Genomic DNA, 23385 nt, shown 5'->3' on the forward strand with positions numbered 1-23385 from the left:
CCCCGGGTGGGTCCGGACGAGGGGAAAACGTTGAAACTGCGAACCACACGCGTGTTTACCGGATCGATGCTGACTGCCGCTGCACTGACTGCCGCACTGCTCTCCGGGGGGACTGCACAGGCCGATCCCGCATATCCGGCACCGGACCCGGACCCGTTCTACTCGCAAGCAGCTGCCGAGGGGACCGCCGGCACGCCGATCTCCGTGCGCCGGGCCCCTGACCTGATGACCTTTCCCGGCGTCGCGATCTGGCAGGTCAGTTACAGGTCCACGAACTCAGAGAACAAGCCTATTGCCGCGGTCAGCACGATCCTGGTCCCGCCGAATCAAGCACAAGACGGCCCGTTGCTCTCGTATCAGCACATCGTCAATGCACTCGGTACGGGATGTGCGCCATCTCGCGCGCTTTACGCATCGGATCCCAACATCGTCATCCGTGAAGCGCCCATCCTCAACGTCGCGCTGCAACGTGGATGGACCATTGCCCTTCCCGACCATCTCGGACCCAACAGTGCGTACGGCGCCGCGCGCCTGGGCGGACAGATCACGCTCGACGGTATCCGCGCCGTTCAGAAAGTCCCCGAATTGCGTAGTGGCGCCAGCCCTGTAGGTATTGCCGGCTACTCCGGCGGCGGCATGGCCACCGCGTGGGCGGCCGCACTGGCCCCGAGCTACGCACCCGAGGTCAACCTTGTCGGTGTAGCCGAGGGCGGCGTCCCGATGAATCTGTCCAAGATGGCAAACGGCCTCGGACAGGATCCGCACCCGGCATTCGGCCTCGCCTTCGCCGCAGCAATGGGCCTCGAACGCGAGTATCCCGACCTACTGCCGCTGAGCAACCAACTCAACGACCTCGGACGGTCGATGCGGGCCGAACTCACCAACGCGTGCACCAACGACATCCTCAGGGTCGGTGCCGGGCGCAGTGCCTCTCAGGTGTCGACGTCGACATCCTTGCTGTCCAGCCCTGAAGTGCGAAAGGTGATGGACGACAACAGCGTCGAACTCTATCCGGGTGTGCCGACTGCCCCGGTGTTCGAATGGCACACACCCGACGACGTTCTGATCCCCATCGATTCGGTGGTCAACACGATTTCGCGGTACTGCGCCGCCGGAGCCACGATTCAATCCCAACTGTTCCCCAGCCCGGACCACCTCACCACTGCGGTCCTCGGTCTGCCCACCGCATTCGAGTACCTACAGGACCGATTCGACGGAGTGCCGGCCCCGCGTTCGTGCTGAATGTCTCCGGAGTGACGTATCGAGCAGGCGCGGCACATGGCCAACTCGGTGTGCCCGTGGCATCGTTGATCGTATGAGCGACACGGATGACACCGGCGCGGCCGGCAATGGCGATTACAGTCTCGATCCCGACGACCAGCTTCAACCTGAAGACACTCTGATCGATCGAGGCGTCGACGACATTCTCGACGAGGGAATCTCACCACCGGAACGCCCACTGGGACTTGATGCCCACGGGTTGACCGGCAGCGAGGAATCAGCGGGGGAGACCCTCGACGAGCGCCTGGCCGAAGAAGAACCCGATCCGTACGCGTCGCTCGGAGATCCTTTGAAGGATCCCGCCGATGCCGACGAATTCGAACGGGAAGAAGAATTCCCGAACGGTGACGAAGTGGGTAACCGTCGGGTCGGGCGTCTCGTTGCCGAAGACGAGGGCAGATACGAGGACGAGGAAAGTGAACTCATTGCCGGAGACGTCGGAATCGACGGCGGCGCAGCGTCGGCAGAGGAAGCCGCGATGCATCTGATCGACGATTCAGAGGACTGAACGACCGCCTGACTGTTGTGGCTGTTGTAGCTGTTGATCGGTGAGAACGATGGAGTGGACGTGATTTCCACCCATTCTCTTGCTTTCGTACATCGCCGAATCGGCGAGGCGATGTAGATCGTGAACGCCACTTTCTGCTGCTTGTACGTCCGGCCAGGCGCCGTTGTGGATGGCTATGCCGATGCTTGTCGTCGAGATTGGTTCGCCTGTAGGGGAGTTCATGATGGGCGCGATCCGGGCCAGTAGATCGCCGACGTACGGCAACGGCATCATCTGAACGACGACGAACTCGTCACCGCCGATGCGCGCTATCGCCGCGTCCGATCTGGCCCAGTCGTGTAGTCGATAGGCCGTGCGCAGTATGACTCGGTCGCCGACGTCGTGACCGTAGGTGTCGTTGAAGTGTTTGAAATTGTCGATGTCGATCACCACCACCAGCAAAGACTGGTCGAGGCTGGATTTCGCTTGCAGTAGTTCGGAAGTCCGCCGTGCGAGTCCGCGCCGATTCAGCAGGTCCGTCAACGGATCGAGTTCTGAGCTTTGAGCGTCGTTGCTCAGGAGCGCCAGAGCAATCTGCGTGACCACCGGTATGACAGTGATGACAGGAATGGCAAAGGCAATGCGCCCCAGGACGTCTGGAAGGCCAGAAGGTACATCGGTGAACACGCCGATGCTGGCAACAACGATGACCGCCCCGGAAAACAGCAGGTGCCACAGCTGAGTTCGAAGATTGTGAAAGAAGGCTATGTACGAGCCGACGAGCCCGAAGACGAGACATCCGAGCAATCTCTGATCCGGATTCGCCTCAGCCAGCACGATCACCGCAACGGCGAAGTCCCCGGCAACGACGAAGAAATACGACCTTTCACGGGTGGTCGCTACGACAGGCAGGGCAATTCCGCCGATCATCACAAGCACTGCGACGACGACGTCCAACGGAAATCCGATGGTCTGTACCGAATGAGTGCCCAGTCGCTTCAGCAGAATCGTGATACCCAGGAGGAAAACCAATACGCCGATGCCTATCCGAGTCGGCATCAGAATTCCGTTGTCGCGCAAGAATCGCGTGAATCGGTCAAACTGGTCTGGCACTGCGAGCCAGCGATGCACGACCTTGGGTGTGTCGCTCATCGCGGCCACTGACCATGAGAAGCGGCCGGTCGAATACAACACATGCGGCGATAGTAGTCCGTGGGAATGACGATGGAACTGCACTCGCTGGACGTGGGCGAGCCGCATTCATCAACACCAACCACGTCAGGCAGCCTGCTGAGCGGCAAGGATACCTGCGCGGCAAGGTTGCTCGGTTGCGAGCGGGGTCAGACGGCGATCGGCGATTGATTGTCCGACGACGGGCACGCCAAGATGATCAGCTCACGCAATGCGTCCAGCGATTCAGGGCGGAAGCACGTGAAAGGTCGACATATCTACGTGCACGTCGCGTTAATCGGCGCGCACATCGCTTCCCCCGACGACGCAATCTCCCGTCAGGTGGCGGTCAGTCTGTCCAACCCAACGTGACTTATCAACGCGCGGCCGCGACGGGCGGCCGTTACCTGCGTAGGTCGCCAACCCTCCCACCAAACATCCAGTTCCTCCACCCGCGAATCACGGACGATTCCACCTGAGATGTAGGAGGGAACTGTCTTCTTGCGGCTTGGTCAACTACTCGTCTCATTTCAACGCGTCTCGTTACCAGTTTATCGACCTGGCGATATCGACTCATGATCCGTTTCCATTTCCTGCCTCGTTGTCGATCCGTGGGTAGATCTGGTCCCGTGATTCCTTCTCATAGGGCAAGAAGCCCAGCAGCGTCGCCGGTGTGGCATCGGCGGTATTCGCCCCACACCACTTCGTTTCTGTCGGTCCACGTGATGAGGCGCTGATCGAGCTCGACCCGTAGGGACCCGTTAACGCCAGTGGTGAGGTCGCCGGCGGCGGTGCGGTCGCCATCGACTGGCAGCCGCCACTGTCCGTTATCTACGATCACAGCTCTACCTTCGGTTGTAGTTCCGTTGTCGCACAACCAACTCTCGGCCGACGATATAGATTGTGTGGATTTTGGACTCTGCATTGCCAGTAGGGAACCATTGTGGTCACGCTAGGCCTTCCACCGCCCAGCACGGGAAAGACCGTCTCCAATCCTTAATCCGCAATTTCACGCAGCGTAATGGTTCCATCTAGTACCGCTTCCACTTGCTGCGCGAGTTCGAGGTGACCCGCCTCGCCCAATTCGTTCATAAAGGCGGTTGCTTCTGATTTCAACAGGTCATCGTCTGCCGCGATGGCACGTGCGATCACCATCGGGACAGCGTTTATCGACAACTCGTACAACGCCATCGCTTGCGTATCGCTTTTGCCAACCAGAACTTTAGTGACATCGAACGCTGCACGGGGATTGATATCAGCGGCGGCAGCAAGATCCTTGCCAATCATGTAACGCTCCGCGGCGAGTTCGGGGTCGAGCTCGAGTGCTCGCTTAAGCCGTGGAAGCCACCACTCTGCGTCGAACTTTTCGCTACGAACCACCCAGTGAAACTCCCGAAGTTCTGCGGAGTCTGCGCCAGTGGACTCGACGTGCGCGATCCGAGCGTCCCAAATTGATGCGAATCGGTCCCGAAGGCCGGACTCAACGCTAGAAGCGTGCATGAACTCCCATGCGACGCGACCGAGAGCCGCCCCGCGATCGCGCGCATCAACAGTATTAAAGAAGCTCGCAACAACGGGATCGTCCCACTCGGCGTCCCCATAGACCAGCGCTTTGACAGCCCATTCGCCGATCCTCTGGACCGGAGTTGAGCCGTGGCTATGCCAGCCGGCGACCACAGGCTCTTCAAGCGTGAGAGCAGCTAGCAGCGCGGGCGTCAGAAGGGTGTAAAGAGTCGAGTGATAGTGGTGGACGGCGATCGCCGTAGACAGTGCGATCTGTTGACCACGATCGATGCCGTCAGCGTCACCGAACCATTCGGCGATGTGGGATCCGGTCCAGCGCTCGTCCACGTTCAGTAGTCTGCCCAGATTCTCGCCTATGACTGCATTCGAAGCTCCTCGCAGGTCTGGGCGTTTGAGTTCTTCGAGTAGGGCCTTGCGAGCGCGATCGCTCCAAGGAGCGGTAGGGCCGTATCCGACCAGGGCAGCAAGTCCGCGAACGCGAATGGGCCATTGCCAGTTCAGTGAGAGCGTTAGCGGGTCCATACCGCTTTCGCGATCCGCCTCCGCATATTTTGACCACACGGCCTCAGCGGGTGCGAGATCGATGAGTTGATCGACGAGTCGAGCGAGAATCGCGGCCGGAATCCTTGGCGGGTCTGCCTTCTTGACAAGATCTTCGAGCAGCCTAACGGCGGCCTCCTTCGCCCAAGTGAAGTCGGGATCGTCGTCCATGTCCCCGCCCTCGCGCGGAAGGTCGAGTTCTTCACCGTGATCAAGCACTCTTTGGGTCGTGTCTGCAACCTGATCCCAGTCAAGATCCAGGCTCGCTTTGAAAGCTGCCGCCCATCCACTGAAGATTGCCCGCACGTAAGTTGGACGAAGCCGCCTCACGAGGCCCGCGACTCCGGCGATGGACTGGGGGTTTGACGAAATGAGCGCCGTCAGCTCGCGGGCCTGCCCTTCATGAGACGGCTCAGGGCCCCAACCGTCACCGTGGTCGTGCCACGTCTCGAGGTGAGCGACCAGCTCGGTTGGACTCATCACTGCCATTTCGTCCTGGGTCAACGGACTGTTTGGCCCAGTCCAACTCGTAACCATCATTGGGGGACGAAGCGGATCAGCGATCACCCCCAGCCGTTCGTCGAGGTCGGCTAGCCGCTGAGCGAGCAGGGCTGGAAGCTCAGAAGCACCAACCGAAGCAAGCCAGAGATGCTCCCATCGCTCGGTGAACTCAGCGACCGTTGCTCCTATTTCGTCCTCAGACTTGTCTTCATCGCGGCGGAGGCGCTCCCGCAGCTCGCCAGATCGCTGTCCAGGCCCTGCCGCGATGAACATGACAAGCGGGTCGAGCGCCGAAGGATCGTGGCTGCCGACTGCCCGCGCAAGCTCGCCGAACTCCACTCGGCACCGCTCATCGTTCGAGATGGGATCGAACAGGAGTTGGGTCGCAATGTTGATCAGCTCGGACGATCTATTCGTACCGACTTCAGCACTGGCAAGACTCTGCGTCGTTGCGTACATCGCGATTCGGCGGGCGAGCATTAGTCCTACGCCAAGCAGCTTCTTCGCTGTACTTTGCGGTTCTGTCGCCATCCGAGCAACCGCGAGGTCACGGGTCGCATCGATTAGCGCGTCTTCGACTTCGGGGTGCTTGTTCGACCGCACGCGGATAGTCGGCCTAGAGAACAGCCAACCGTCCAAACGACCAGAGGCCTTTTCGTACTCGAAGAGCCACCCTAGAACCTGCTGAAAGCCTTCGGGCCCCATCGCTTCCACAACGCGGGGCAGACCTGCCTCGTACCAGTACTCCTCCAAAACCAGGTCTGGATCAAGCGAATCATCGCGCGCTCCAGGACGGAAAAGCACGTTTGCTACCCATTTCCCGGCGTTCCGTTCGCCACCGTTGAATAGACTTACCGCGAAGTCGACCATCTCGCGCGGGTCAGTGCGCCACCCAAAGCCAGACTCGAGCCATCCTTGCAGCACTGGCTTCAAGCGCGCACCTTCTGAGGCTGGAACCGCGGCGCCGATTGTGAATAAAGAGCGGCGCACCCAGGCATTGTCACTGTCTTTTAATGTCAGAAGGATATCGACCGCCACCTTCGGTGCCGCGCTGGCTACTCGAACGAGGTAGTCCATTTCCGGCCAATAGGGGTCCCCGGTTGAACCATCTTTCATTGTTACGCGAGGTGGGGGCGTCAGAAAGGCCCCTTGGTTCTTGAGCGGCTCAAGCCAGAGCGGGTTCTTTAGGCCCTCATAGAATCCGCGGCGAAGTTGGGGAGTGGGGGTCCTCCGCAATGCCTCCTGTACCTGCATCGCGGTTGGAACCTTATAGCTACTCATTCCGATATTCCGTCCATTTCATTCGCGAGTGCAAGAATGTCCTCAACGACCGAAAGGTTGTCGAAGAATAGGTTCATACGAACCTCGATCACGTCTTCGACAACCCGAAGGTGCTCGGTCAGCTTCATATCGTCCGGTAAGGATCCAGAATGGTGCTGGTCGACATGAGCCCACGCGACAAAGAAGGCGTAAGTTTTCGACCATTGGCTAACCGAAGGATGTGATCCATCTGCGTGGCCAGTTACCAGGGCCGCAGTATTTCGCTTGTTCCGACCAGTCTCTCTGGTGCTTGTGTCAACCAAGTTGGCGAATGCAGCAGCTACCTCGCTAGGAACTGGAATCAAATCTTGGTCAGCGCGAAGGTCAAGGCCAGCGTGGCGAGCCAACACTGATGGAAGATCGCGCGCGAGACTGCCCGACGATGGCTTTTGACGCGGCTCGGGGGTGTCGACGAGGAGGTCGAGCGCGCCGAGCATCAATTCGCGTGCGCAGTGACAAAACACCGCGACCCTTGTTGACTCGAACCCACTGGCTGGAGGGCTATCGAGTTCACGTAGTGCAGCCGCGTACAGGCCAGCATGAACGGCACTGCGCTCAGTTAGAAGTTTCAGGATCTGCTTCTGCCGCTCATCGGCGACGCAGGGCGGCTTACTCACTGACGCACGCCTAACGATCCTCCGCACCGACCACAGAGGTCGGCGTCGTTAGTCGCGGCCCGACGAACTTCGATTATCGGGTTCCCAGCACTCGGTCGTCTGTACATGCTGCGCAAATCCGAATAACTCGCAACTGTTGAAAGCACGTCACATGTTCCTATCGTTAATTTTCTGAAATTATGGGGCATAAGTCGGTGCCGACGCCACGCTGTGACGTTCGATGGAGGCAGGGGAGTAACCGAGCGTATCGGCCAAGATCGCTACAGGTGCAAGTTTAGTGAGTTCGTGCAGGGGTCCAAGACGCGCGCCGCGAGTACTAAATGTCGACTGTAGTCGATTCCGGAGGTGACCCGCGTTCAAGTGTTTTCCGGGGGATATAGCCGCGGCATACCCATGTTGTGGCGAAGGGGCGGGCAGGGATCCGTTCGGGGGTGTCTGTCACCAAACGATGCACCTGGGCATTCGACAGGTTAATGCCACGCGACTTCAGAAACGGGATGAGTTCCGTTGTCTTCCAAAGGTTGTGATCAGCCATCCGCTGACGCAGGTTCCAGTGGTAGCCGATCCGGCACTGCTCGCTCACGTACCCTTCCTAGCGCCCCTTTCGTCACGTGTGACGATTCGTTGCTGAATCATCCGTTGGATGGTCTTCTGTTTGCAGTCGGCCGAGACCAAGGCGTAGAGCGCGGTAGTAGATGAGTAGGCGTGGCCGACTTGTTGCTTGACGAGCACGGAATCATATCCCGCCTCGAGGAGATGGGTGACATAGGAGTGGCGCAGACAGCCCACCCGTAGCTCTCATCGGTGACGCAAAAAACTGAACGCCCTGATCGTGCCGGAGTTCGGACGGAGCGTCGACACCGCCATGGCCTGGGGGTTAAGTCGAGATGAGACGGGACGAGTCATCTCATCTTTTTGAACTCGCTCCAGTAATGTGCCGATAATCTACATTATGTCAAGTAATGGATATTCGAACGTCCCCCGTCAGCTTGTCCGCTAGCTTTACCCACATGGATTCCGTTGCACTCGTCCTCGGTTCACCACGTGGCCGTCGCTTCTGTGCGAACGTCGGTTACGCATGCCGCGCCGGCGCACGCACATCCGGTGGACACTGGCCTCAATCGCCGGACGATGCGCTCCAAGTTCTCGGCGCTGTTGATATCCGGGCAATCGGCGAGATGTCCGAACTCGAGATTCTGCACTGTCTTGCGTATGCCGTAGATTTTGCACGCTACTGGGAGCCGCCGGACGAAGAAGATCTGATCTTCGTCCGCCCTGAGGTGATCGCGGCATTGCGACCGATTGCCGAAGCACTACTCGACTCGCCACACACTGCCTGGTGGACCGAGCCGGTCGACCGTCTGAACCAGAATCTGGTTGAAAAGCGAAACCCTATTTACGGCTGGTCGGACCTACCCTTGCGGATTTACCGTGCAGAGGACGGCCTCGAACAGTGGCGTGCTGAGGCACTCGACAACGAACGTCAGTTTCTGGAATACCAGATCGAAGATCCGGACCGTCACATCGGAGGCGAATGGTGGTCTATCCCGTTTGCCAACGGCACAACCGAAACAACCAGGGCCCGCGACGGTATCGGGGCCCTCGGGGTGATTCTCGAAGAAGACAGCTCCTCGAACGAGGCGCGGGTGCAGCCGGTAAGGATCTACGGCGCGCCCCGCATCTACGAGATCACCGGTCCGCAGGACTGGGCGAATCTGGTCGATACCTATCCCCTGCCAGTGCCCGCTTCACGTCGCTCCGTGTGGTACGACACGACCGGTGAATACCGTGACTGGTTCATTCCGGACTGGGTTTCGGTGTCCGCGGATTACGACGCCGTGCACCTGACCATGATGGCTTATCTGACCACGCCAGGTGTCGCGATCCCGTTGTCGGCCAACGCGGGGGCCACTGTGCTCGCCGGGTGGAATCCGGACGCCACCTTCTGGCTACGTAGCAACAACATCACCGTTGACGACGACCCGACGGGCTGACGTTCGGCTACACCGAGTTGAGCAGGTGCGGCCGCACTGCCAGCCACCGCGCGGTGTCCTCGATCCCCTGTTCCAGGGTGAATGTCGGAACCCACCCGAGTAGTCGCAACGCACGATCGTTCGATGCGTAAGCGCCGGCAGTGTCACCGGTGCGTCGGCCGGCAGCGACCACGTCGATATCTTCGCCGAGCACGTTCTCGAATGTGTGTACCAGCTCCCACACGGTCGTCCCCCGCCCGCTGCCCAGATTGACCACAGTCATGCGTGATGATTCAGCGGTGACCCGGTCGAACCTTTCCAGTGCTCGAACATGAGCGTCTGCAAGGTCCCAGACATGAACGTAATCACGCACTCCGGATCCGTCGCGCGTCGGCCAATCCGTTCCCGTAACCCTGAAAGGCGTTCCTGTCGAATATGATTCGAACAGCTTCCCGAGTGCGTGGGTCGGAGTTGCCGACGCTGTTCCGCTTCGCAGATCCGGATCTGCCCCGACCGGGTTGAAGTAGCGTAGAGATGCTGCCGATAATCCTGTGGCCGCCGCAATGTCGTCGAGCATCGTTTCGAACTGAGCTTTGCTGTGCGCGTAGGGACTCTGCGGTGCGATCCGCCAATGTTCGTCGACACACCCACCGTCGCTCGGCGCGTACACCGCAGCAGAGGAACTGAACAAGAAGCGCTCACAGCCGTTCCGAAGGACACTCGATACCAGCGTCAGTGACTTGGATACGTTGTTCTCGTAGTACCGCGCCGGGCTACTCACGGAATCACCGACCACGATCAAGGCCGCACAGTGAACTGTGGCATCGATCTCGGGATGGTCGGCGAATATCTTGTCGAGCAGTTCCTCGTCCGCGATGTCGCCGCAGTAGAACGGGAATCTGTGCGCAAATTCGGCGCGGCCGGTCAGCAGGTTGTCGAGAATCACGACATCGATCCCGGCGTCGACGCACTTCGACGCGACGGTGCTACCGATGAATCCCGCTCCGCCCGTGATCAGTACTTTCACGCCGCTCCCCCGGCATCTTCGACGGCAGTCCTCGCACGACGGACGAAGTGGGACACGCGTGAGCGGGCCAAGTCCCATCCACGTAGGTCGCGCCCGTCCCGGATGGAAAGCCGATCACGGTCGAGAAAGAGCGGCACCATGACCAGATCGCGGTAGAGCGAGTGCAGGCGTGGGCGATCCGCCAACCACAGCGTCCATCGCCACCACCAACGCGCCGAGATGGTCGTCATTCCGGTACTGACGCCGAAGATCGATTCCACCGCCGCCCAGTGGACGTTCACCGCCCGACGGACATCGCGTGGCAACTGGCGTCTGGAGAGCGTCACAGCGAGTTCCGGTTCGGAAGTGAGCAGGTACCCCACGTCGAAGACACTGTTCAACGACAAATCGGCTCGAATCAAGGCCCGATCGGCAAGCCGCGCGTGAGCGATGACGTGCAGCGTCACGTCGGCCATCGCAAGGCGGGATCCTTCCGCCTCCGAGCTGATTCCTCGGACCGCGGCCTCCCGGGTCAGCGCGTGACGGGCGAACCTCGGAAGTAAGTGCGAATGGATTTCGACGGAGCCATGACGGTCGTCGCGAAGGAGTGCCGGTTCCTGGTGATCGTCGTGATCGATGGAGTCGGAGTCCACTTCGTCGGGGCGGACCATTCGGTAGCCGAAATCGAGGATCGCGTCGTTGGCCGGAACGGCATGTGCAGGGTCGACGACCAAAAGGTCGATGTCCGTCATCCGTCGAGCTGCCGGGTTCGGCCAGATTCTTCGCTCGAGAAGGGCGGCACCCTTCAGTGCAACCGTCGGAAATCCGTTGCTGTGTAACAACTCTTGCAGTTCCACTCGTTGCGCGTCGAGGTCCGAGATCCTTATGGTGTTTCGGTGATGGACAAGGCTCAGCGTCAATTCCGGACTCGATGCGGTGGCCGAGGATTCCGACAGCATTTCCGCGAAGCTCGCAGGTAGGACCGATGCGAAGCCGGCCTCGACCGCTCGGGAGGCGAGCAGCGGCAATACCTTGTGCCTTACAGCGGCGTCGATGACTCTGGGCCAATCCTGCTGCGAACACAAGCGGATGACGTCGGCCCCACACTCGGGTTTCAACATGGAAATCAGGTACCGGGTGTCACGCATGACGCCACCAGTTCCTCCACGGTGTCGGCGCCGGTATCGCCGTGATGTCGAATCAGTCTGTAGCACGGGGCATTCGAGAGTAGAGCAGCGATGTTTCTCAGGGTCACTCCGTGATTGTCGGACCACAGGGCGGATTGCCCGGCCAGCGACTGTATCGCTTGGGGTACGGGCATCGGAGCGAGTCGAGTCGGCCCCTCGTCCCATCCATCGAGGATCAGCACCAGGTCGATTCCGCGAACCGCCGAGCTGACGTTTCGTTCAGCAGGCAAGGTCGACGGGTCCAACGCCCACACCGGCGGGGCGTACGGAAGATACAGCGAATCGTGCGCTTTGATCTCCGGGAGGACGTCGAACGTACCGGCTTTGAGGTGGACCCGCCGTGGTAAGCCCACAGCTTCGGTACCACGAATGAAGACGCCTTCGTCAGCACGCAGTTGTGCACCCCGTAAGGCAAGGGCGAGCGCCAAGGTGGTCTTGCCCGCCCCGGAATGCCCGGCGATCGCCACTCTCACACCGTTGCAGTCGACCAGAGCGGCGTGCAGGCGTGTCCAATGTCGGGCGTGCGCGGCCGTCATGACATCCCGGTGCACCGTGCGGTACACGCTCTCCGCGAGCTGGAGACCGTCGAGACCGATCAGCGTTTCACGGCTGCCGCTGATGGTCGATTCGATGGTGACGTCCCAGCGACCGAATGTGGCTCGATTCCGCTGAATCCGAACTTCGACGTTGTTGTCCGCAGGCCACGGGCTGGCAATCCGATGCTCGACGACACCGACCTCGGGTATGCGGAAACCGCGCACAATCGCGTCAACCCAAAGGTAGTGCGCCCGGAATTGCGGTACGTGGTTGCCTGTCACGGAATTCTCACACCAGCAGACGAGAGGTGCTCAGCTGTCCGTACGTCTCGTTGACTACCGACTTCGCCTCGTCGTCAGGGATCTCGAGCACTTCTGCCACGGCCTGGACAATTTCGCTGACGGTCCGGCCGTCACACAGTTCCCACACCAACGTCGCGACCGGGTTGAGGTGATGGGCAACCTCGCTGGAGCTGTCGTACAGCACAACACCGTCGGTGAGATCGTTGCTCTCCACCGTCTGAGAGCGTTGCGGTCTCACACCTTCGAGTAGTTCGGTCAAGATATCTCCTTGATTCAGCGAATCCGATTTCGTTTTGGTGGTGGTCTCACAGTGCGAAGCGTCGTGAGTATTCGGATTCGATTGCGCCCGAACGAATCAGGCTGCGTGTGGAGGCGATGCCGGGCGACAGCGTCAGGCACGTGAGCGCTCCCCCGGCACTCGCATCCACCAGGTAGTCGCCCAGAGTTCGGTAGTGACCCGCCCATTGTCCGAATGCTTCGGGATCTGACTCCGGATCCGCAATCTCATCGAGAATTCGCTCGAAGGCGCGCGAATGTACGAGAACGGCGTGGACTCCACGGTTCTCAGGACTGGTGCGCAAGAGTGCCGAACCGTCGAGCAGAGCTCCGTCCCTCGATTTCGGGTCGTGTCCGAGGTGGACGACATCCCAATCGCCGTGATCCAACTCTTCGCGGGCATGGCCAAGGATCGATGCGGCGGCATCCAGCAAACTGACGTCGTCAGCAGCGATGAGGACCGAATCCCAGCCCTTCTCAGTCGCCCGAGCGAGCGCACGACGCCACGAGACGGTGAAGGCCGCGTCCTGATTCATCGCGTCCTCGAAAGCCGACACTCTTTCCACCGCTGTTACGCGCGGTAAGCGAATGAATCTATGCCAGGACGCTTTCCATCTGTCGATGTCAAGATCGAGATTCACGACGGCAACACCGAGGTCCGACTGAGAATCCTCGACAACGGGGTTGGGTTCTCCCCCTACTCGGACAGGCGACAGTGGGCGATCGAGCACAACGTCGACTGCGCCTCGCTCGAGCAGATAAGCCGCCAGTGAGAAGTCGGACGGCACGGGTCCGTTGATCCTTCGTGAGAGTTCGTCTCGCAAAGTTCCGTATGTCGCCGCGCGAACAATCAGTGCAGCTCCGACCAGATCTTCGCCGTGTGCGTGGATGACAGCCGTATCGGCTTCGGCGGGGAGGTCGTCGACGATGTTCCGTAGCTTGTACATAACCGCGGGTTCGATCACGCGCGCCTCGTCCAGAAAAACCACCGACTTCCAGCCCAGCAGAATTGCCTTGTCGATTCCGGCGACGAACGCAGAGACCGTCCTCCACCCATCCGGACCGTCGTCCTCCGCCGGAATGGCACGGTGAACGGTCAGTTCGATCGACTCGGCCTCCGCCAGGCATGAACGCCACGGAGCGACTCGGCCGTCGTCGCTGAGAACGACCACCCCACCGAAGACCAACTCGGGTCGCTGGACGCTCAGCTCGGCACGGCGACGAATCTCGGGATACGAATCACCGAGGTACCTGGAGAACTGACGATGGAGTGAGTCGAGATCCCATCCGACCCCACTCCAACCGAGCAGGTAATTGTGAACACGATCTTCCCAGTTTATTCGATACGGGACACCGGCCGGGCGCTCGAATCGATGGTGCCAACCAAATGTCGGAAGGCAGACGACCTTTCCGCCGTTGATCCGGAACTTCTCGTGGATGTATCCCTCTTCACCGCCGAATCCGGTGAAGTGCGAGTTCAATCCCGGCCATGCCTCACGCCTGCAGGCAAATGAGCCGAGGCCCTGCATGACGATCTCGAAAGGCACGTCAGGGTGTTGCTTCGCTCGCGGATCAACTCCCCACGAGCCGAACATCCCGTTGCGCCACTTGGGGTCCATGTGGGTGGCCGCGATGTGCGAGGAATCCTGGGAGAGCATCGGTCCCTGGATCAGATCGTCGGTTTCCGGGTCCGCATCGAAATACGCCAGCAACGCCGACAACGATCCCGGTGCCAAGATCACGTGGGAGTCGAGGACCAGGACGTACTTTCCTGTTGCCTTGCGGAACAGGACGTCCCGCACCGCAGTCGATCGAACGTCGGTGAACGGAACGTAGCGGAACCGATCGATATACCCCGCAAACGATTCGAGCATCGGCGCCGGCAACCCCTCGGGGTTGTTGTCCAACAAGACGAATTCGACTCTGTCCAGAACCTCGCGATGATGGACCAAGATCGAGTGGATCGTGAAGTACGCGCCGTCGAAATCGTCGTAGGTCGCGATCGCGATAGTCAGATCGGCCGGTTCTCCGTGCGGTGGAGTCTCCTTCACCTGAACCGACCCCGCGCTCTGAAACTTCTTCAGAGCGCGGTGTAGCGCGACATCGAACTCTGTCATCGTCGGTGTTCCCCCTCGGAACCAGTCGCGTCGTGTCGGCTACGTAGGTTCCGTGGGATTCGTCGGCTGGGTCGGAGGGGTCGGGAAGGTCGGCTCGGTGCGAGTGGTTGGCACTGTCGGTACGGTTGGCACAGTCGGGACGGTCGGCTCCGTCGGCACAGTCGGCCCGGTCGGCTTAGCCGTCGTCGTTCCACCGGAACCTGAAGAGCTACCGGTTGATCCGGAACCTGTGGAACTTCCAGACGATCCCGAACTCCCGGAACTACCCGAACTGCCTGACGATCCCGAACTTCCCGATGATCCGGGGTTGCCCGGCTCGTTTCCGCCCGGCTGGTTCCCTCCCGGAGTATGGCCACCGGGCTGATTCCCGCCTGGTTGTTCGCCGCCTGGTTGATTCGGGTTCTGCTGGCCACGACTTGGCGCTCCGGAGAGATTCGGCGTGTCTCCGGCTGCGAAGGCCGGCGCCGCACCACCGAGGCTGATCGACGTCACGACGGGCACAGTTACCGCCGAGGCCGCTAGAACTGTCTTGACGAACTTGCGTCGATCAACCGGAACATTCTGAAAAGCGTCGTCGCCCATAGTGTTTCTCCCATGCGTCCGAGACGAGGTCGTCCTCACTCGATGTCGGGCAAAACGCTAGCATCCTTCCGGCAACTTTACAGACTGAACCCGCCGAAATTTGGTTCTTATGCGAAGTTGAGACTGGACTGGGCCGGCAATTCGGACGGGAGTACGACAATTCCCTCCAGCACAGGGAGCACGTTTGTCCTGTTCCATCACCGTCAGCCGGCCGGCATCTCCCACGGCGCCACCGGAAGAGTGCTTCCGGTTTCGAGGTAGGACTTCAGGTTCGACAACACCGCCGACCATCCACCGGCCACCTCCATGCGAGCCGATTCGTCCGCCAAATCGGTGTGCTTGACGGTCAGTCGCACGATCGCGCCGAAGGCTTCGATGTCGAAACTCACCCGAGAGATGTCGACGCCCGGTTCGCCGTTCGGATCAGCCCAGGTGGTGACCAACCTCGACGGAGGGTTGCTCTCGACTACGGTGCCGACTACATCGGCAATGTTCGAACCGTCGATCCGGCGGTGCTCCCAGGTCGATCCCGGCTGCCAGTCGGAGACGTTGCTGTGTCCCCAATACTCTGCGGTGGCCTGTGCGTCGGTGAGCGCTTTCCAGACGTTGTCCGCCGTGCTCGCAATGTAGGTGACGTACACAAAACTGGGCTTGTCGGTCATGGCTTCCTCCGCAATTCTTTTGACGGTACTGAGCGCACGAAGGCGCGGTACCTCGAACTTGTTGATCCACCGCTCTCGAATCTCCTCGAGCGCAACGGGATTGAGATAGTGAAGCTTTGCCCTCCCCTGTCGGACCGTGCTGATCAGATTGGCGTCCTCGAGCATGGTGAGGTGTTGAGTGACAGCTTGCCGACTCATGTCGAGGCTGTCGCACAGCTCGCCGAGCGACTGACCGTTGGCTACGAACAAGCGGTCCAGGAGAAGCCTTCGTGTGGGATCGGCCAGTGCTTTGAAGGCTGCATTCATCCGGTCGTTCACAACTTCACAATATGCAAGCATTTACTTGCATGTCAACGGTTGGGCGTGCCGGGTTTCGAAAGTTGGGACAGATGAGGTGTGATGTCTCTAGGCAGATGTGATCTGAATCCCGGATTGCACCGTAAGAGAGGTTGGGCACATGGACTGGGCAGCAATTGGAGTGGGTGTCGGGTATGCCTCGGTGGCCCTGTCGATCCTGGTTTTCGTCGGCGGGTGCATCGCACTGTTCATCTTGTCCGTCCGCCAGTAGCTGACACCTCGACAAAGTGGTGATCACCCCGGGGTCCGGCCAAGCCGATCACCTCGGGAGTGATCACCCTCGAGGCCGCTTGATCGATTCGGACACACCGGCGCGCGTCGGACTGCTCGCAGAGAAGCTCGGCCGCGGTGGGACTACCGTAGGACTGTCGCCTAGAACTCGAGGAGTACGGAATGAGCATCCAGTCGGTTGAACCGCACCGCCACCGCGTAGTGGTGATCGGTTCCGGCTTCGGAGGATTGTTCGGCACTCAGGCTCTCAAAAAAGCCGATGCCGACATCACGATGATCGCGCGTACAACCCACCATCTGTTTCAGCCGCTCCTCTATCAGGTTGCGACCGGCATCCTCTCGGTCGGTGACATCGCTCCCGCCACGAGACTGGTGCTGCGCAAGCAGAAGAACGCACAGGTACTGCTCGGTGAGGTCGAGACCATTGATCTCGAGAATCAGACCGTGACCTCGCGCCTGCTCGAACGCGTCACTGTTACGCCGTTCGACAGTCTGATCGTGGCAGCCGGTGCCGGTCAGTCGTACTTCGGCAACGACCAGTTCGCGGAGTTCGCCCCCGGAATGAAAACGATCGACGACGCCCTCGAACTGCGCGGACGAATCCTTGGGGCCTTCGAACAGGCCGAACTGTCGGACGATCCCGCCGAGCGTGCGCGCTTGCTCACCTTCGTCGTTGTCGGCGCCGGCCCCACCGGCGTGGAGTTGGCCGGGCAGATCGCCGAGCTTTCCCGTCGAACGCTGGACGGCGCGTTCCGCAAGATCGATCCTCGTGAAGCGCGCGTCGTGCTCCTCGACGGCGCCCCTGCCGTGTTGCCCGTGTACGGCGGGAAGCTCAGCCGCAAGGCTGCCGAGACGCTCGAGAAGCTCGGCGTCGAGATCCAGCTCGACGCGATGGTCACCGACGTGGACAACGACGGTCTGATCATCAAGGAGAAGGACGGCACGCTTCGCCGTATCGAGTCGCAGTGCAAGGTGTGGTCCGCCGGCGTGCAGGCCAGCCCCCTCGGCAAGCAGCTCGCAGAACAGAGCGGCGGAGAAACCGACCGCGCCGGCCGCGTCATGGTCAATCCCGACTTGTCTCTGCCCGGGCACCCCAACGTCTTTGTCATCGGCGACATGATGTCGCTCGACAAGCTGCCCGGATTGGCTCAGGTTGCCATGCAGGGTGGCAAGTACGCGGCCAAGCAGATCAAAGCGTCACTGGACGGCAAGTCACCGTCGGAACGAGTTCCGTTCAAGTACTTCGACAAGGGCAGTATGGCAACGATCTCGCGCTTCAGTGCGGTAGCCAAGGTGGGCAAGCTCGAGATCAGCGGCTTCATCGGGTGGGTTGCCTGGCTGGCAATTCACCTCCTCTACCTCGTCGGATTCCGTTCCCGTGCCTCGACGCTGTTGTCGTGGGCGGTGACGTTCTTCGGGCGTGGCCGTGCTCAGATGGCGTCCACCGAGCAGCAGGTCTTCGCGCGAAACGCGATGGGCGAATTGGAGAAGAAAAACAAGGAAGCGACGGAGTCCGGCAGCGCTTCGAATGGCGAAGCCAAGAAGGCTGCCGGCAAGCAGCAGAAGGCCGCCGGCTGATCAACACCTGAGTGACCGGCGGAGGGCGGCTGTGGAGTTCAACTCCGCAGCCGCCCTCCGTCATTCGATCGACTGCCGCGTGGTCAGTTTCCGATCTTCGCCACCTCGGTGATGTTCGCGAGGCGAACCTGTCCCTTGGAAACGAGTCGGTCGTTCTCGTCGGTGATGCGAACTTCCCAGAGTTGCTGGGTGCGTCCGCGATGAATCGGGGTGGCTTCAGCGGTGAGAGTGCCCTCCCGCGTTGCGCGCAGGAAGTCGGTGTTGTTGTTGACTCCGACCACGTGTCCTCGCTCGCCCAGCCACACGGTGCCACCGACGCTGGCGAGAGACTCCACCACCGAGCAGTACACACCCCCGTGCTGTATCCCGGCGGGCTGGTGCAGCGTGGGCTTGACGGTCCATTGCGCCCGCACGCGATCTGGGCTCAGTTCGGTGTATTCCAGGCCGATGGTGGCGTCGAAGCCCGTTCCGAGCCGTTTCATCATCTCTGCGGTCTCAGCAGTGTCGACCATGCCATCTCCATCTGTGATTCTCTGGCGCCGGTGTGGCTGCCACTCCCTACCTGATTACACGAGAGGTAACTCGAGCTTGGAATCAGGTCTGGAAAAAGAACCGGCGGGTTTCACATCATTCGATGTGAAACCCGCCGTGGGAAGGACCGGGAGTCTCTGCAGCCCTCAGGACTCCGGCGCGGTCCGGCAGTTTCGTCACTCTCGCGGGGTGTAACTCTCCGCGTGGTGTTCCACAATCATAGGCAAGGCTGACCTAATTTAGCAAGCCCTTCGTCGAACTGGTTCCAACGAGGACGCAGCGAGACCTTGCGGCGTGCACGCACGGGCAGTCCGGCGGCGACAAAAGCGTCCAGCAGCCCCTGCCCGCGGCGCTGAGCGGCTGATTCGCCCCCGCCGGCCAAGATGGGGACATATGCCGCTGCGCCCAGGATCGACTCCCCTACCAAGCCCCAGAATCTGAACTGGTCGACGGGCGCACACCTGGAGACGGCGTCGTAGATCGCCCGTAGCGAGGTCAGGCAACGGTGCGCGGTCCAGACGAGGAGCGCTTCTTCGCACGGCATGTCGACGACGCCGTCACTGCCGGACTCCCGTCCGTTCGGCGCAACGCGCAGAGTCTCGTCGATCACCCCGGCCCAGTCGATACCGCCGTCGCTGTCCATGTGGATGAACAGGTTCTCGAGGCCTGGATCCCAAGCGGCACCTTCGGAGACGATCGATGCGGCAACCCTGCCGACCACAGCGTGAATCAGTGATGTTGCGACCTGTATCGCCGCAGCTTCGGCACTGTCGAGATCCTGGAGCGAGCGGGCGAACATCTGATGCACCCGATCCCCGCACAAGCCTTCACTCAACTGCCACCAACGCCGTTTGCCTTCACCTGACATGGCGGCAACCGCGTAGACGCGCGGGTAGTCAGGGTTGAGTGCTCGTAGGCGAACGCTGGTGCGGCTCAATGCGTTCGACCGGAGTTCGAATTCACGAACATCCGCATGCTGGGTGGTCAAGGTGATTGTCACCGTGCACTCCAATCGGCCGAAGTTGTCTTGTGGTTCTTAATGTAGGTTAGCCTCACCATAATTCAAGAGTAAAGAACTGTGACGCTGGGCACCGCATATTCACAGGAACTTGCCCCGCAGGGAGCACACCCACATAGGGTTCCGTAACCTAAGATGCGAATTCCCTGCGCACAAAGACCAGGAGCTCGATCCGCCAGTGACGATGATCAAACCGCTCGGGAACGGACATCCCCGAGGACCCAGCGAGACGTACGGACGGCGCATAGTGCCGCGCGGCCCGGCTCCTGTCCGAATGCGTGTTCTAGCTGGGATTTTCGACGCGGGGGTGTTCCTGCTTCCGTTGCTCGTCGGCTGGTACGTCGTTCAGTCGCTCCGAGACGAGAACGGTGGCGGCGAAGCCGACCGCGCAGTATTCGGTGGGACGGCAATAGCCATTGCCGTTGGTCTCCTCGTGTGGAACCTGGGATTCCGCGAAGGTGCCACAGGCCGGACCTCGGGAAAGGGATGGGTAGGTCTGGTCACGCGTGACGCGAAGACAAAGCAGCCCATCGGTGTTCGCCGGGCTCTGCGCAGGCCGTTCGATCGAACCGGTATCGAGGTGGTCCGTGAAAGCACGGCGCGCGAAGAAGGGTTCGAGGAACTCGCGCGCGACAACAGCGTCGGGGCAACTCGTCGACGCCGGCTGATCGGTCTCGCGGTGCTCACGGTTCTTCTCGCGCTCGTCATGCTCGCGAGCATCGCGGTGGGCGCACGTCCGCTGACGTTTGCCGAGATCTTCCACGCCATCTTCAGTTCGGACGGCACCCAGACGGACATCATCGTGCGAACGTTGCGCGCTCCGCGGACCATCCTGGGTCTTGTCGTCGGCATCGCACTCGGTATCGCCGGCGCCCTGATTCAGGGACACACGCGTAACCCGTTGGCAGATGCCGGACTACTCGGCCTCAACGCCGGCGCGGCTTTCTTCGTAGTCATGGCGATCTATCTCTTCGGCTTCACCGCACCGAGTCAGTACCTCTGGTTCGCGTTTGCAGGATCGTTCGTCGCCAGCATCGTCGTCTTCGGCTTGTCCTCCATCGGAAACGGCGGCGCGAGTCCTCTGAGTTTGGCTCTGGCGGGCGCAGCCGTCGCGTTCTTCCTGCAAGCCATGACCAATGCCGTGATCATCCTCGACCAGACCAGTCTGGACGCCTACCGTTTCTGGGTAGTCGGGTCGGTGTCCGGTCGCGGGTTCGACGTTCTCTGGCAGGTCCTCCCCTTCCTGATACTCGGTTTGGTCATCGCCCTGGCGAGTACGCCTGGTCTCAATGTCCTCAGCCTGGGTGAAGACGTCGCAAAAGCGTTGGGAACGAACATCGCGTTCAGTCGCACACTCGGCATCATCGCGATCACCCTGCTGACCGGCGCCGCGACCGCAGCGTGTGGACCTATCGCGTTCATCGGATTGGTGGTCCCCCACGTGGCCCGGGCCATCACCGGACCCGACTACCGCTGGCTGGTCCCGTACGCGGGCTTGCTCGGCGCGGTCATGTTGATCACCGCGGACATCATCGGCCGCGTAGTCGTGCGCCCCGGCGAGTTGCAGGTCGGAATCATCCTGGCCCTCTTCGGCGCCCCGTTCTTCATCGCTCTCGTACGCCGCAGGAAGTTGGCAAGTCTGTGACGCTCAAGCAAGAACTCCGGGTACTCCCCCGGACCGTCCCCTCACGTAAGTCGATTCGTATCGGTGGATTCTCGCTGGTCTACCGTCCACTCGCGGTGTCGGTGTGCATTGCGCTCGCGGTCGCACTCTTCCTTCTGCTCTGCATCAACATCGGACGCGGCGACTATCCGATCTCGATCCCCGATGTCATTTCCGTCCTGCTCGGTAATGGAAGCAAGACACAGAACCTGATCGTCTTCGATCTCCGACTTCCTCGATCGCTCACCGCACTCTTCATCGGCATGGCACTCGGCATTGCAGGTGCGGTCACCCAGACGATCGCTCGCAACGCCCTCGCCAGCCCCGACATCCTCGGAATCACGGCCGGATCGAGTGCTGCCGCGGTTGCTCTCATCGTGCTCGGTGGTGGCGGGTCGTTCGTGGGACTGCTTGCCACACTGGGGATTCCGTTGGCTGCACTCTGCGGCGGCCTACTGACAGCAGTGGTGATCTACGCCTTGGCGTGGCGCAAGGGCGTCGAGGGGTTCCGCCTCATCCTGATCGGTATCGGCATCAACGCCATGCTGGTGGCAGCGACGGGATGGCTCCTCATCTCGGCGGACATCAACGACGCTTCTCGCGCACAGGTGTGGCTCAACGGTTCACTCAACGGTGCCACCTGGAATCAGATGTGGCCGGTCGCCATCGCCGTCGCAGTAGTCGGCGGCTACGCGGTGATCGCATCGTTCACCATGGGAGCACTGCGGTTGGGCGACGACAACGCAACCTCACTCGGTGTTCGCTTGCAATCCTCCCAGGCCAAGCTGTTGCTCTCCGCCGTGGCGCTGGCCGCCATCGCAACCGCCGCAGCAGGTCCGGTCGGCTTTGTCGCCCTGGCTGCGCCACAGGTCGCTATGCGTCTGGTGCGCTCTGCCGGCCCGCCCATCGTGGCGTCCGCGCTGACCGGTGCTGTACTGGTGGTCGGCAGCGACGTCATCGCTCGAACAATTCTGCCTGTGGAACTCCCCGTCGGAATCGTGACTTCCGCACTTGGTGGTCCGTTCCTGCTCTACCTGTTGGTTCGTAACAATCGGAAGGTCACAGCATGACCACCATCGCCCAGTCCACCGATACTCCTTCGCGTCTCGTCGCCAAGAACCTGACGCTCGGGTACGGGGACCGCATCATCGTCGACGGACTCGATCTCGAGATCCCTACCGGCGTGATCACGACGGTCATCGGCCCCAACGGTTGCGGCAAGTCGACGCTCCTGCGTGCGCTCGGTCGTCTGCTCAAGCCCAAGGGCGGATCGGTTGTCCTGGACGGCAAGGCGATCAGTTCGATGAAGACCAAGGAAGTCGCACGGGTGCTCGGAATGCTCCCCCAGACTCCAGTTGCGCCCGAAGGACTCACCGTCGCCGATCTGGTCTCACGTGGGCGCCACCCGCACCAGTCGTGGATCAGGCAGTGGTCTGCGGACGACGAGGGCGAGGTCGCCGAAGCGCTGGAGCTGACCGGTGTCTCGGATCTCGCCGATCGACCCGTCGATCAATTGTCCGGCGGTCAGCGCCAGCGGGCCTGGATCTCGATGGCTCTCGCCCAGGGAACCGACATTCTGCTTCTCGACGAACCGACTACCTATCTGGACCTCGCGCACTCGATGGAAGTCCTCGACCTGGTGGATCAACTCCACGAGGAAATGGGGCGCACCGTGGTGATGGTTCTGCACGACCTCAATCTCGCGGTCAGATACAGCGACCATCTGATCGTGATGCGCGACGGCGCCGTCGTCGCTTCTGGTGTCCCCAAGGACATCATTTCCGCGGAACTTCTGCTCGAGGTGTTCGGTCTCGAAGCTGCGGTCATCGACGATCCCGTCTCGGATCGGCCGCTGATCGTTCCGATCGGCACCCGGCACGTGTTCGGCGCCGTCGGCGGGCCGGCAAAGCCTGCGTGACGATCGC

The 23385-nt window shown here is 61.0% G+C and carries 20 protein-coding genes and 1 pseudogene; 8 read left to right on the plus strand and 13 right to left on the minus strand.

Annotation, left to right across the window (positions count from 1 at the left end):
• Positions 1 to 66: 66 nt before the first annotated feature.
• The gene (locus M1L53_RS19055; RefSeq protein WP_054827626.1) at positions 67 to 1242 is read left to right on the plus strand and encodes a lipase family protein; all 1176 of its coding nucleotides are present in this window, start codon (positions 67 to 69) and stop codon (positions 1240 to 1242) included.
• A 73-nt stretch (positions 1243 to 1315) separates the two neighbouring features.
• Entirely contained in the window at positions 1316 to 1789 is a 474-nt protein-coding gene (locus M1L53_RS19060; protein WP_003945009.1) for a DUF5709 domain-containing protein, read from the plus strand.
• On the opposite strand, the gene M1L53_RS19065 is transcribed toward M1L53_RS19060, so the two are convergent.
• The 5 genes and pseudogenes from M1L53_RS19065 to M1L53_RS19085 all read right to left on the minus strand — a co-directional run.
• Entirely contained in the window at positions 1778 to 3028 is a 1251-nt protein-coding gene (locus tag M1L53_RS19065) for a diguanylate cyclase (protein WP_261949253.1), read from the minus strand. The two genes, M1L53_RS19060 and M1L53_RS19065, sit on opposite strands and share 12 nt — an antisense overlap.
• A gap of 550 nt (positions 3029 to 3578) precedes the next feature.
• Positions 3579 to 3779 (minus strand): hypothetical protein, encoded by a 201-nt coding sequence (locus tag M1L53_RS19070; RefSeq protein WP_054188244.1) that lies wholly within the window; start codon positions 3777 to 3779, stop codon positions 3579 to 3581.
• Between the two features lie 155 nt (positions 3780 to 3934).
• Entirely contained in the window at positions 3935 to 6580 is a 2646-nt protein-coding gene (locus M1L53_RS19075) for a hypothetical protein (protein ID WP_142006201.1), read from the minus strand.
• A gap of 200 nt (positions 6581 to 6780) precedes the next feature.
• A complete protein-coding gene (locus tag M1L53_RS19080) occupies positions 6781 to 7440 on the minus strand; it encodes a hypothetical protein (protein WP_142006199.1) in 660 nt (219 codons plus the stop codon).
• A 400-nt stretch (positions 7441 to 7840) separates the two neighbouring features.
• Positions 7841 to 8023 (minus strand): annotated as a pseudogene (locus tag M1L53_RS19085) (helix-turn-helix domain-containing protein); the annotation flags it as partial.
• Positions 8024 to 8450: 427 nt separating this feature from the next.
• Here M1L53_RS19085 and M1L53_RS19095 point away from each other — a divergent pair.
• Entirely contained in the window at positions 8451 to 9434 is a 984-nt protein-coding gene (locus M1L53_RS19095; protein WP_054188241.1) for a hypothetical protein, read from the plus strand.
• 7 nt (positions 9435 to 9441) lie between these two features.
• Here the strand turns inward: M1L53_RS19095 and galE are convergent, their stop codons facing one another.
• Genes galE through M1L53_RS19120 form a run of 5 tightly spaced genes read right to left on the minus strand, consistent with a single transcriptional unit; the run spans position 9442 to position 14838 of the window.
• Positions 9442 to 10440: a UDP-glucose 4-epimerase GalE gene (gene galE, locus M1L53_RS19100; protein WP_054188240.1), complete on the minus strand. Its 999-nt coding sequence runs from the start codon at positions 10438 to 10440 to the stop codon at positions 9442 to 9444.
• Positions 10437 to 11567, minus strand: a complete 1131-nt coding sequence (locus M1L53_RS19105; RefSeq protein ID WP_054188239.1) for a nucleotidyltransferase family protein — start codon at positions 11565 to 11567, stop codon at positions 10437 to 10439. Before M1L53_RS19105 ends, galE begins: the two co-directional genes overlap by 4 nt.
• Complete coding sequence (locus M1L53_RS19110) at positions 11546 to 12424, minus strand: hypothetical protein (RefSeq protein WP_232319075.1); 879 nt, start codon at positions 12422 to 12424, stop codon at positions 11546 to 11548. Before M1L53_RS19110 ends, M1L53_RS19105 begins: the two co-directional genes overlap by 22 nt.
• 7 nt (positions 12425 to 12431) lie before the next feature.
• A complete protein-coding gene (locus M1L53_RS19115; RefSeq protein ID WP_007732082.1) occupies positions 12432 to 12704 on the minus strand; it encodes a PqqD family protein in 273 nt (90 codons plus the stop codon).
• 46 nt (positions 12705 to 12750) lie between these two features.
• Positions 12751 to 14838 (minus strand): glycosyltransferase, encoded by a 2088-nt coding sequence (locus M1L53_RS19120; protein ID WP_054188238.1) that lies wholly within the window; start codon positions 14836 to 14838, stop codon positions 12751 to 12753.
• Positions 14839 to 14890: 52 nt separating this feature from the next.
• Here M1L53_RS19120 and M1L53_RS19125 point away from each other — a divergent pair, with 52 nt between their 5' ends.
• A complete protein-coding gene (locus M1L53_RS19125) occupies positions 14891 to 15202 on the plus strand; it encodes a hypothetical protein (protein WP_007732085.1) in 312 nt (103 codons plus the stop codon).
• 421 nt (positions 15203 to 15623) lie between these two features.
• Here the strand turns inward: M1L53_RS19125 and M1L53_RS19130 are convergent, their stop codons facing one another.
• Positions 15624 to 16421 carry a metalloregulator ArsR/SmtB family transcription factor gene (locus M1L53_RS19130; RefSeq protein WP_081604857.1) on the minus strand — a complete coding sequence of 266 codons (798 nt, stop codon included), beginning with the start codon at positions 16419 to 16421 and terminating at the stop codon, positions 15624 to 15626.
• A gap of 411 nt (positions 16422 to 16832) precedes the next feature.
• Between M1L53_RS19130 and M1L53_RS19135 the strand changes: the two genes are divergently transcribed.
• Positions 16833 to 18248: an NAD(P)/FAD-dependent oxidoreductase gene (locus M1L53_RS19135; RefSeq protein ID WP_003944885.1), complete on the plus strand. Its 1416-nt coding sequence runs from the start codon at positions 16833 to 16835 to the stop codon at positions 18246 to 18248.
• 83 nt (positions 18249 to 18331) lie between these two features.
• On the opposite strand, the gene M1L53_RS19140 is transcribed toward M1L53_RS19135, so the two are convergent.
• Both M1L53_RS19140 and M1L53_RS19145 read right to left on the minus strand, forming a co-directional pair.
• Complete coding sequence (locus M1L53_RS19140; protein ID WP_003945020.1) at positions 18332 to 18760, minus strand: PaaI family thioesterase; 429 nt, start codon at positions 18758 to 18760, stop codon at positions 18332 to 18334.
• 236 nt (positions 18761 to 18996) lie between these two features.
• Positions 18997 to 19779 carry a hypothetical protein gene (locus M1L53_RS19145; protein ID WP_003944809.1) on the minus strand — a complete coding sequence of 261 codons (783 nt, stop codon included), beginning with the start codon at positions 19777 to 19779 and terminating at the stop codon, positions 18997 to 18999.
• A gap of 202 nt (positions 19780 to 19981) precedes the next feature.
• Between M1L53_RS19145 and M1L53_RS19150 the strand changes: the two genes are divergently transcribed.
• From M1L53_RS19150 to M1L53_RS19160, 3 genes are read left to right on the plus strand one after another with little or no spacing between them, the layout of a single operon-like run.
• Positions 19982 to 21442 carry an iron ABC transporter permease gene (locus tag M1L53_RS19150; protein ID WP_073512408.1) on the plus strand — a complete coding sequence of 487 codons (1461 nt, stop codon included), beginning with the start codon at positions 19982 to 19984 and terminating at the stop codon, positions 21440 to 21442.
• Positions 21439 to 22530: an iron chelate uptake ABC transporter family permease subunit gene (locus tag M1L53_RS19155; protein ID WP_003944960.1), complete on the plus strand. Its 1092-nt coding sequence runs from the start codon at positions 21439 to 21441 to the stop codon at positions 22528 to 22530. Before M1L53_RS19150 ends, M1L53_RS19155 begins: the two co-directional genes overlap by 4 nt.
• On the plus strand, positions 22527 to 23378 hold the full coding sequence (locus M1L53_RS19160; RefSeq protein ID WP_003945031.1) for an ABC transporter ATP-binding protein: 852 nt from the start codon (positions 22527 to 22529) through the stop codon (positions 23376 to 23378). The genes M1L53_RS19155 and M1L53_RS19160 overlap by 4 nt, the downstream gene beginning before the upstream one ends.
• The last annotated feature ends 7 nt before the right edge of the window (positions 23379 to 23385 follow it).

The sequence above is a fragment of the Rhodococcus sp. T9N genome (assembly GCF_024436645.1).
In the GTDB taxonomy this organism is placed as follows: domain Bacteria; phylum Actinomycetota; class Actinomycetes; order Mycobacteriales; family Mycobacteriaceae; genus Rhodococcus_F; species Rhodococcus_F qingshengii.

Bases quoted from the DNA above. Each gene is read 5' to 3' on its own strand.
- M1L53_RS19095 (WP_054188241.1), top strand. From the start codon at position 8,451: ATGGATTCCGTTGCACTCGTCCTCGGTTCACCACGTGGCCGTCGCTTC.
- M1L53_RS19060 (WP_003945009.1), top strand. From the start codon at position 1,316: ATGAGCGACACGGATGACACCGGCGCGGCCGGCAATGGCGATTACAGT.
- M1L53_RS19065 (WP_261949253.1), bottom strand. From the start codon at position 3,028: ATGCGGCTCGCCCACGTCCAGCGAGTGCAGTTCCATCGTCATTCCCAC.
- M1L53_RS19120 (WP_054188238.1), bottom strand. From the start codon at position 14,838: ATGACAGAGTTCGATGTCGCGCTACACCGCGCTCTGAAGAAGTTTCAG.
- M1L53_RS19150 (WP_073512408.1), top strand. From the start codon at position 19,982: ATGATCAAACCGCTCGGGAACGGACATCCCCGAGGACCCAGCGAGACG.
- M1L53_RS19135 (WP_003944885.1), top strand. From the start codon at position 16,833: ATGAGCATCCAGTCGGTTGAACCGCACCGCCACCGCGTAGTGGTGATC.
- M1L53_RS19105 (WP_054188239.1), bottom strand. From the start codon at position 11,567: ATGCGTGACACCCGGTACCTGATTTCCATGTTGAAACCCGAGTGTGGG.
- M1L53_RS19160 (WP_003945031.1), top strand. From the start codon at position 22,527: ATGACCACCATCGCCCAGTCCACCGATACTCCTTCGCGTCTCGTCGCC.
- M1L53_RS19075 (WP_142006201.1), bottom strand. From the start codon at position 6,580: ATGGACTACCTCGTTCGAGTAGCCAGCGCGGCACCGAAGGTGGCGGTC.
- M1L53_RS19130 (WP_081604857.1), bottom strand. From the start codon at position 16,421: ATGCTTGCATATTGTGAAGTTGTGAACGACCGGATGAATGCAGCCTTC.
- M1L53_RS19140 (WP_003945020.1), bottom strand. From the start codon at position 18,760: ATGGTCGACACTGCTGAGACCGCAGAGATGATGAAACGGCTCGGAACG.
- M1L53_RS19055 (WP_054827626.1), top strand. From the start codon at position 67: ATGCTGACTGCCGCTGCACTGACTGCCGCACTGCTCTCCGGGGGGACT.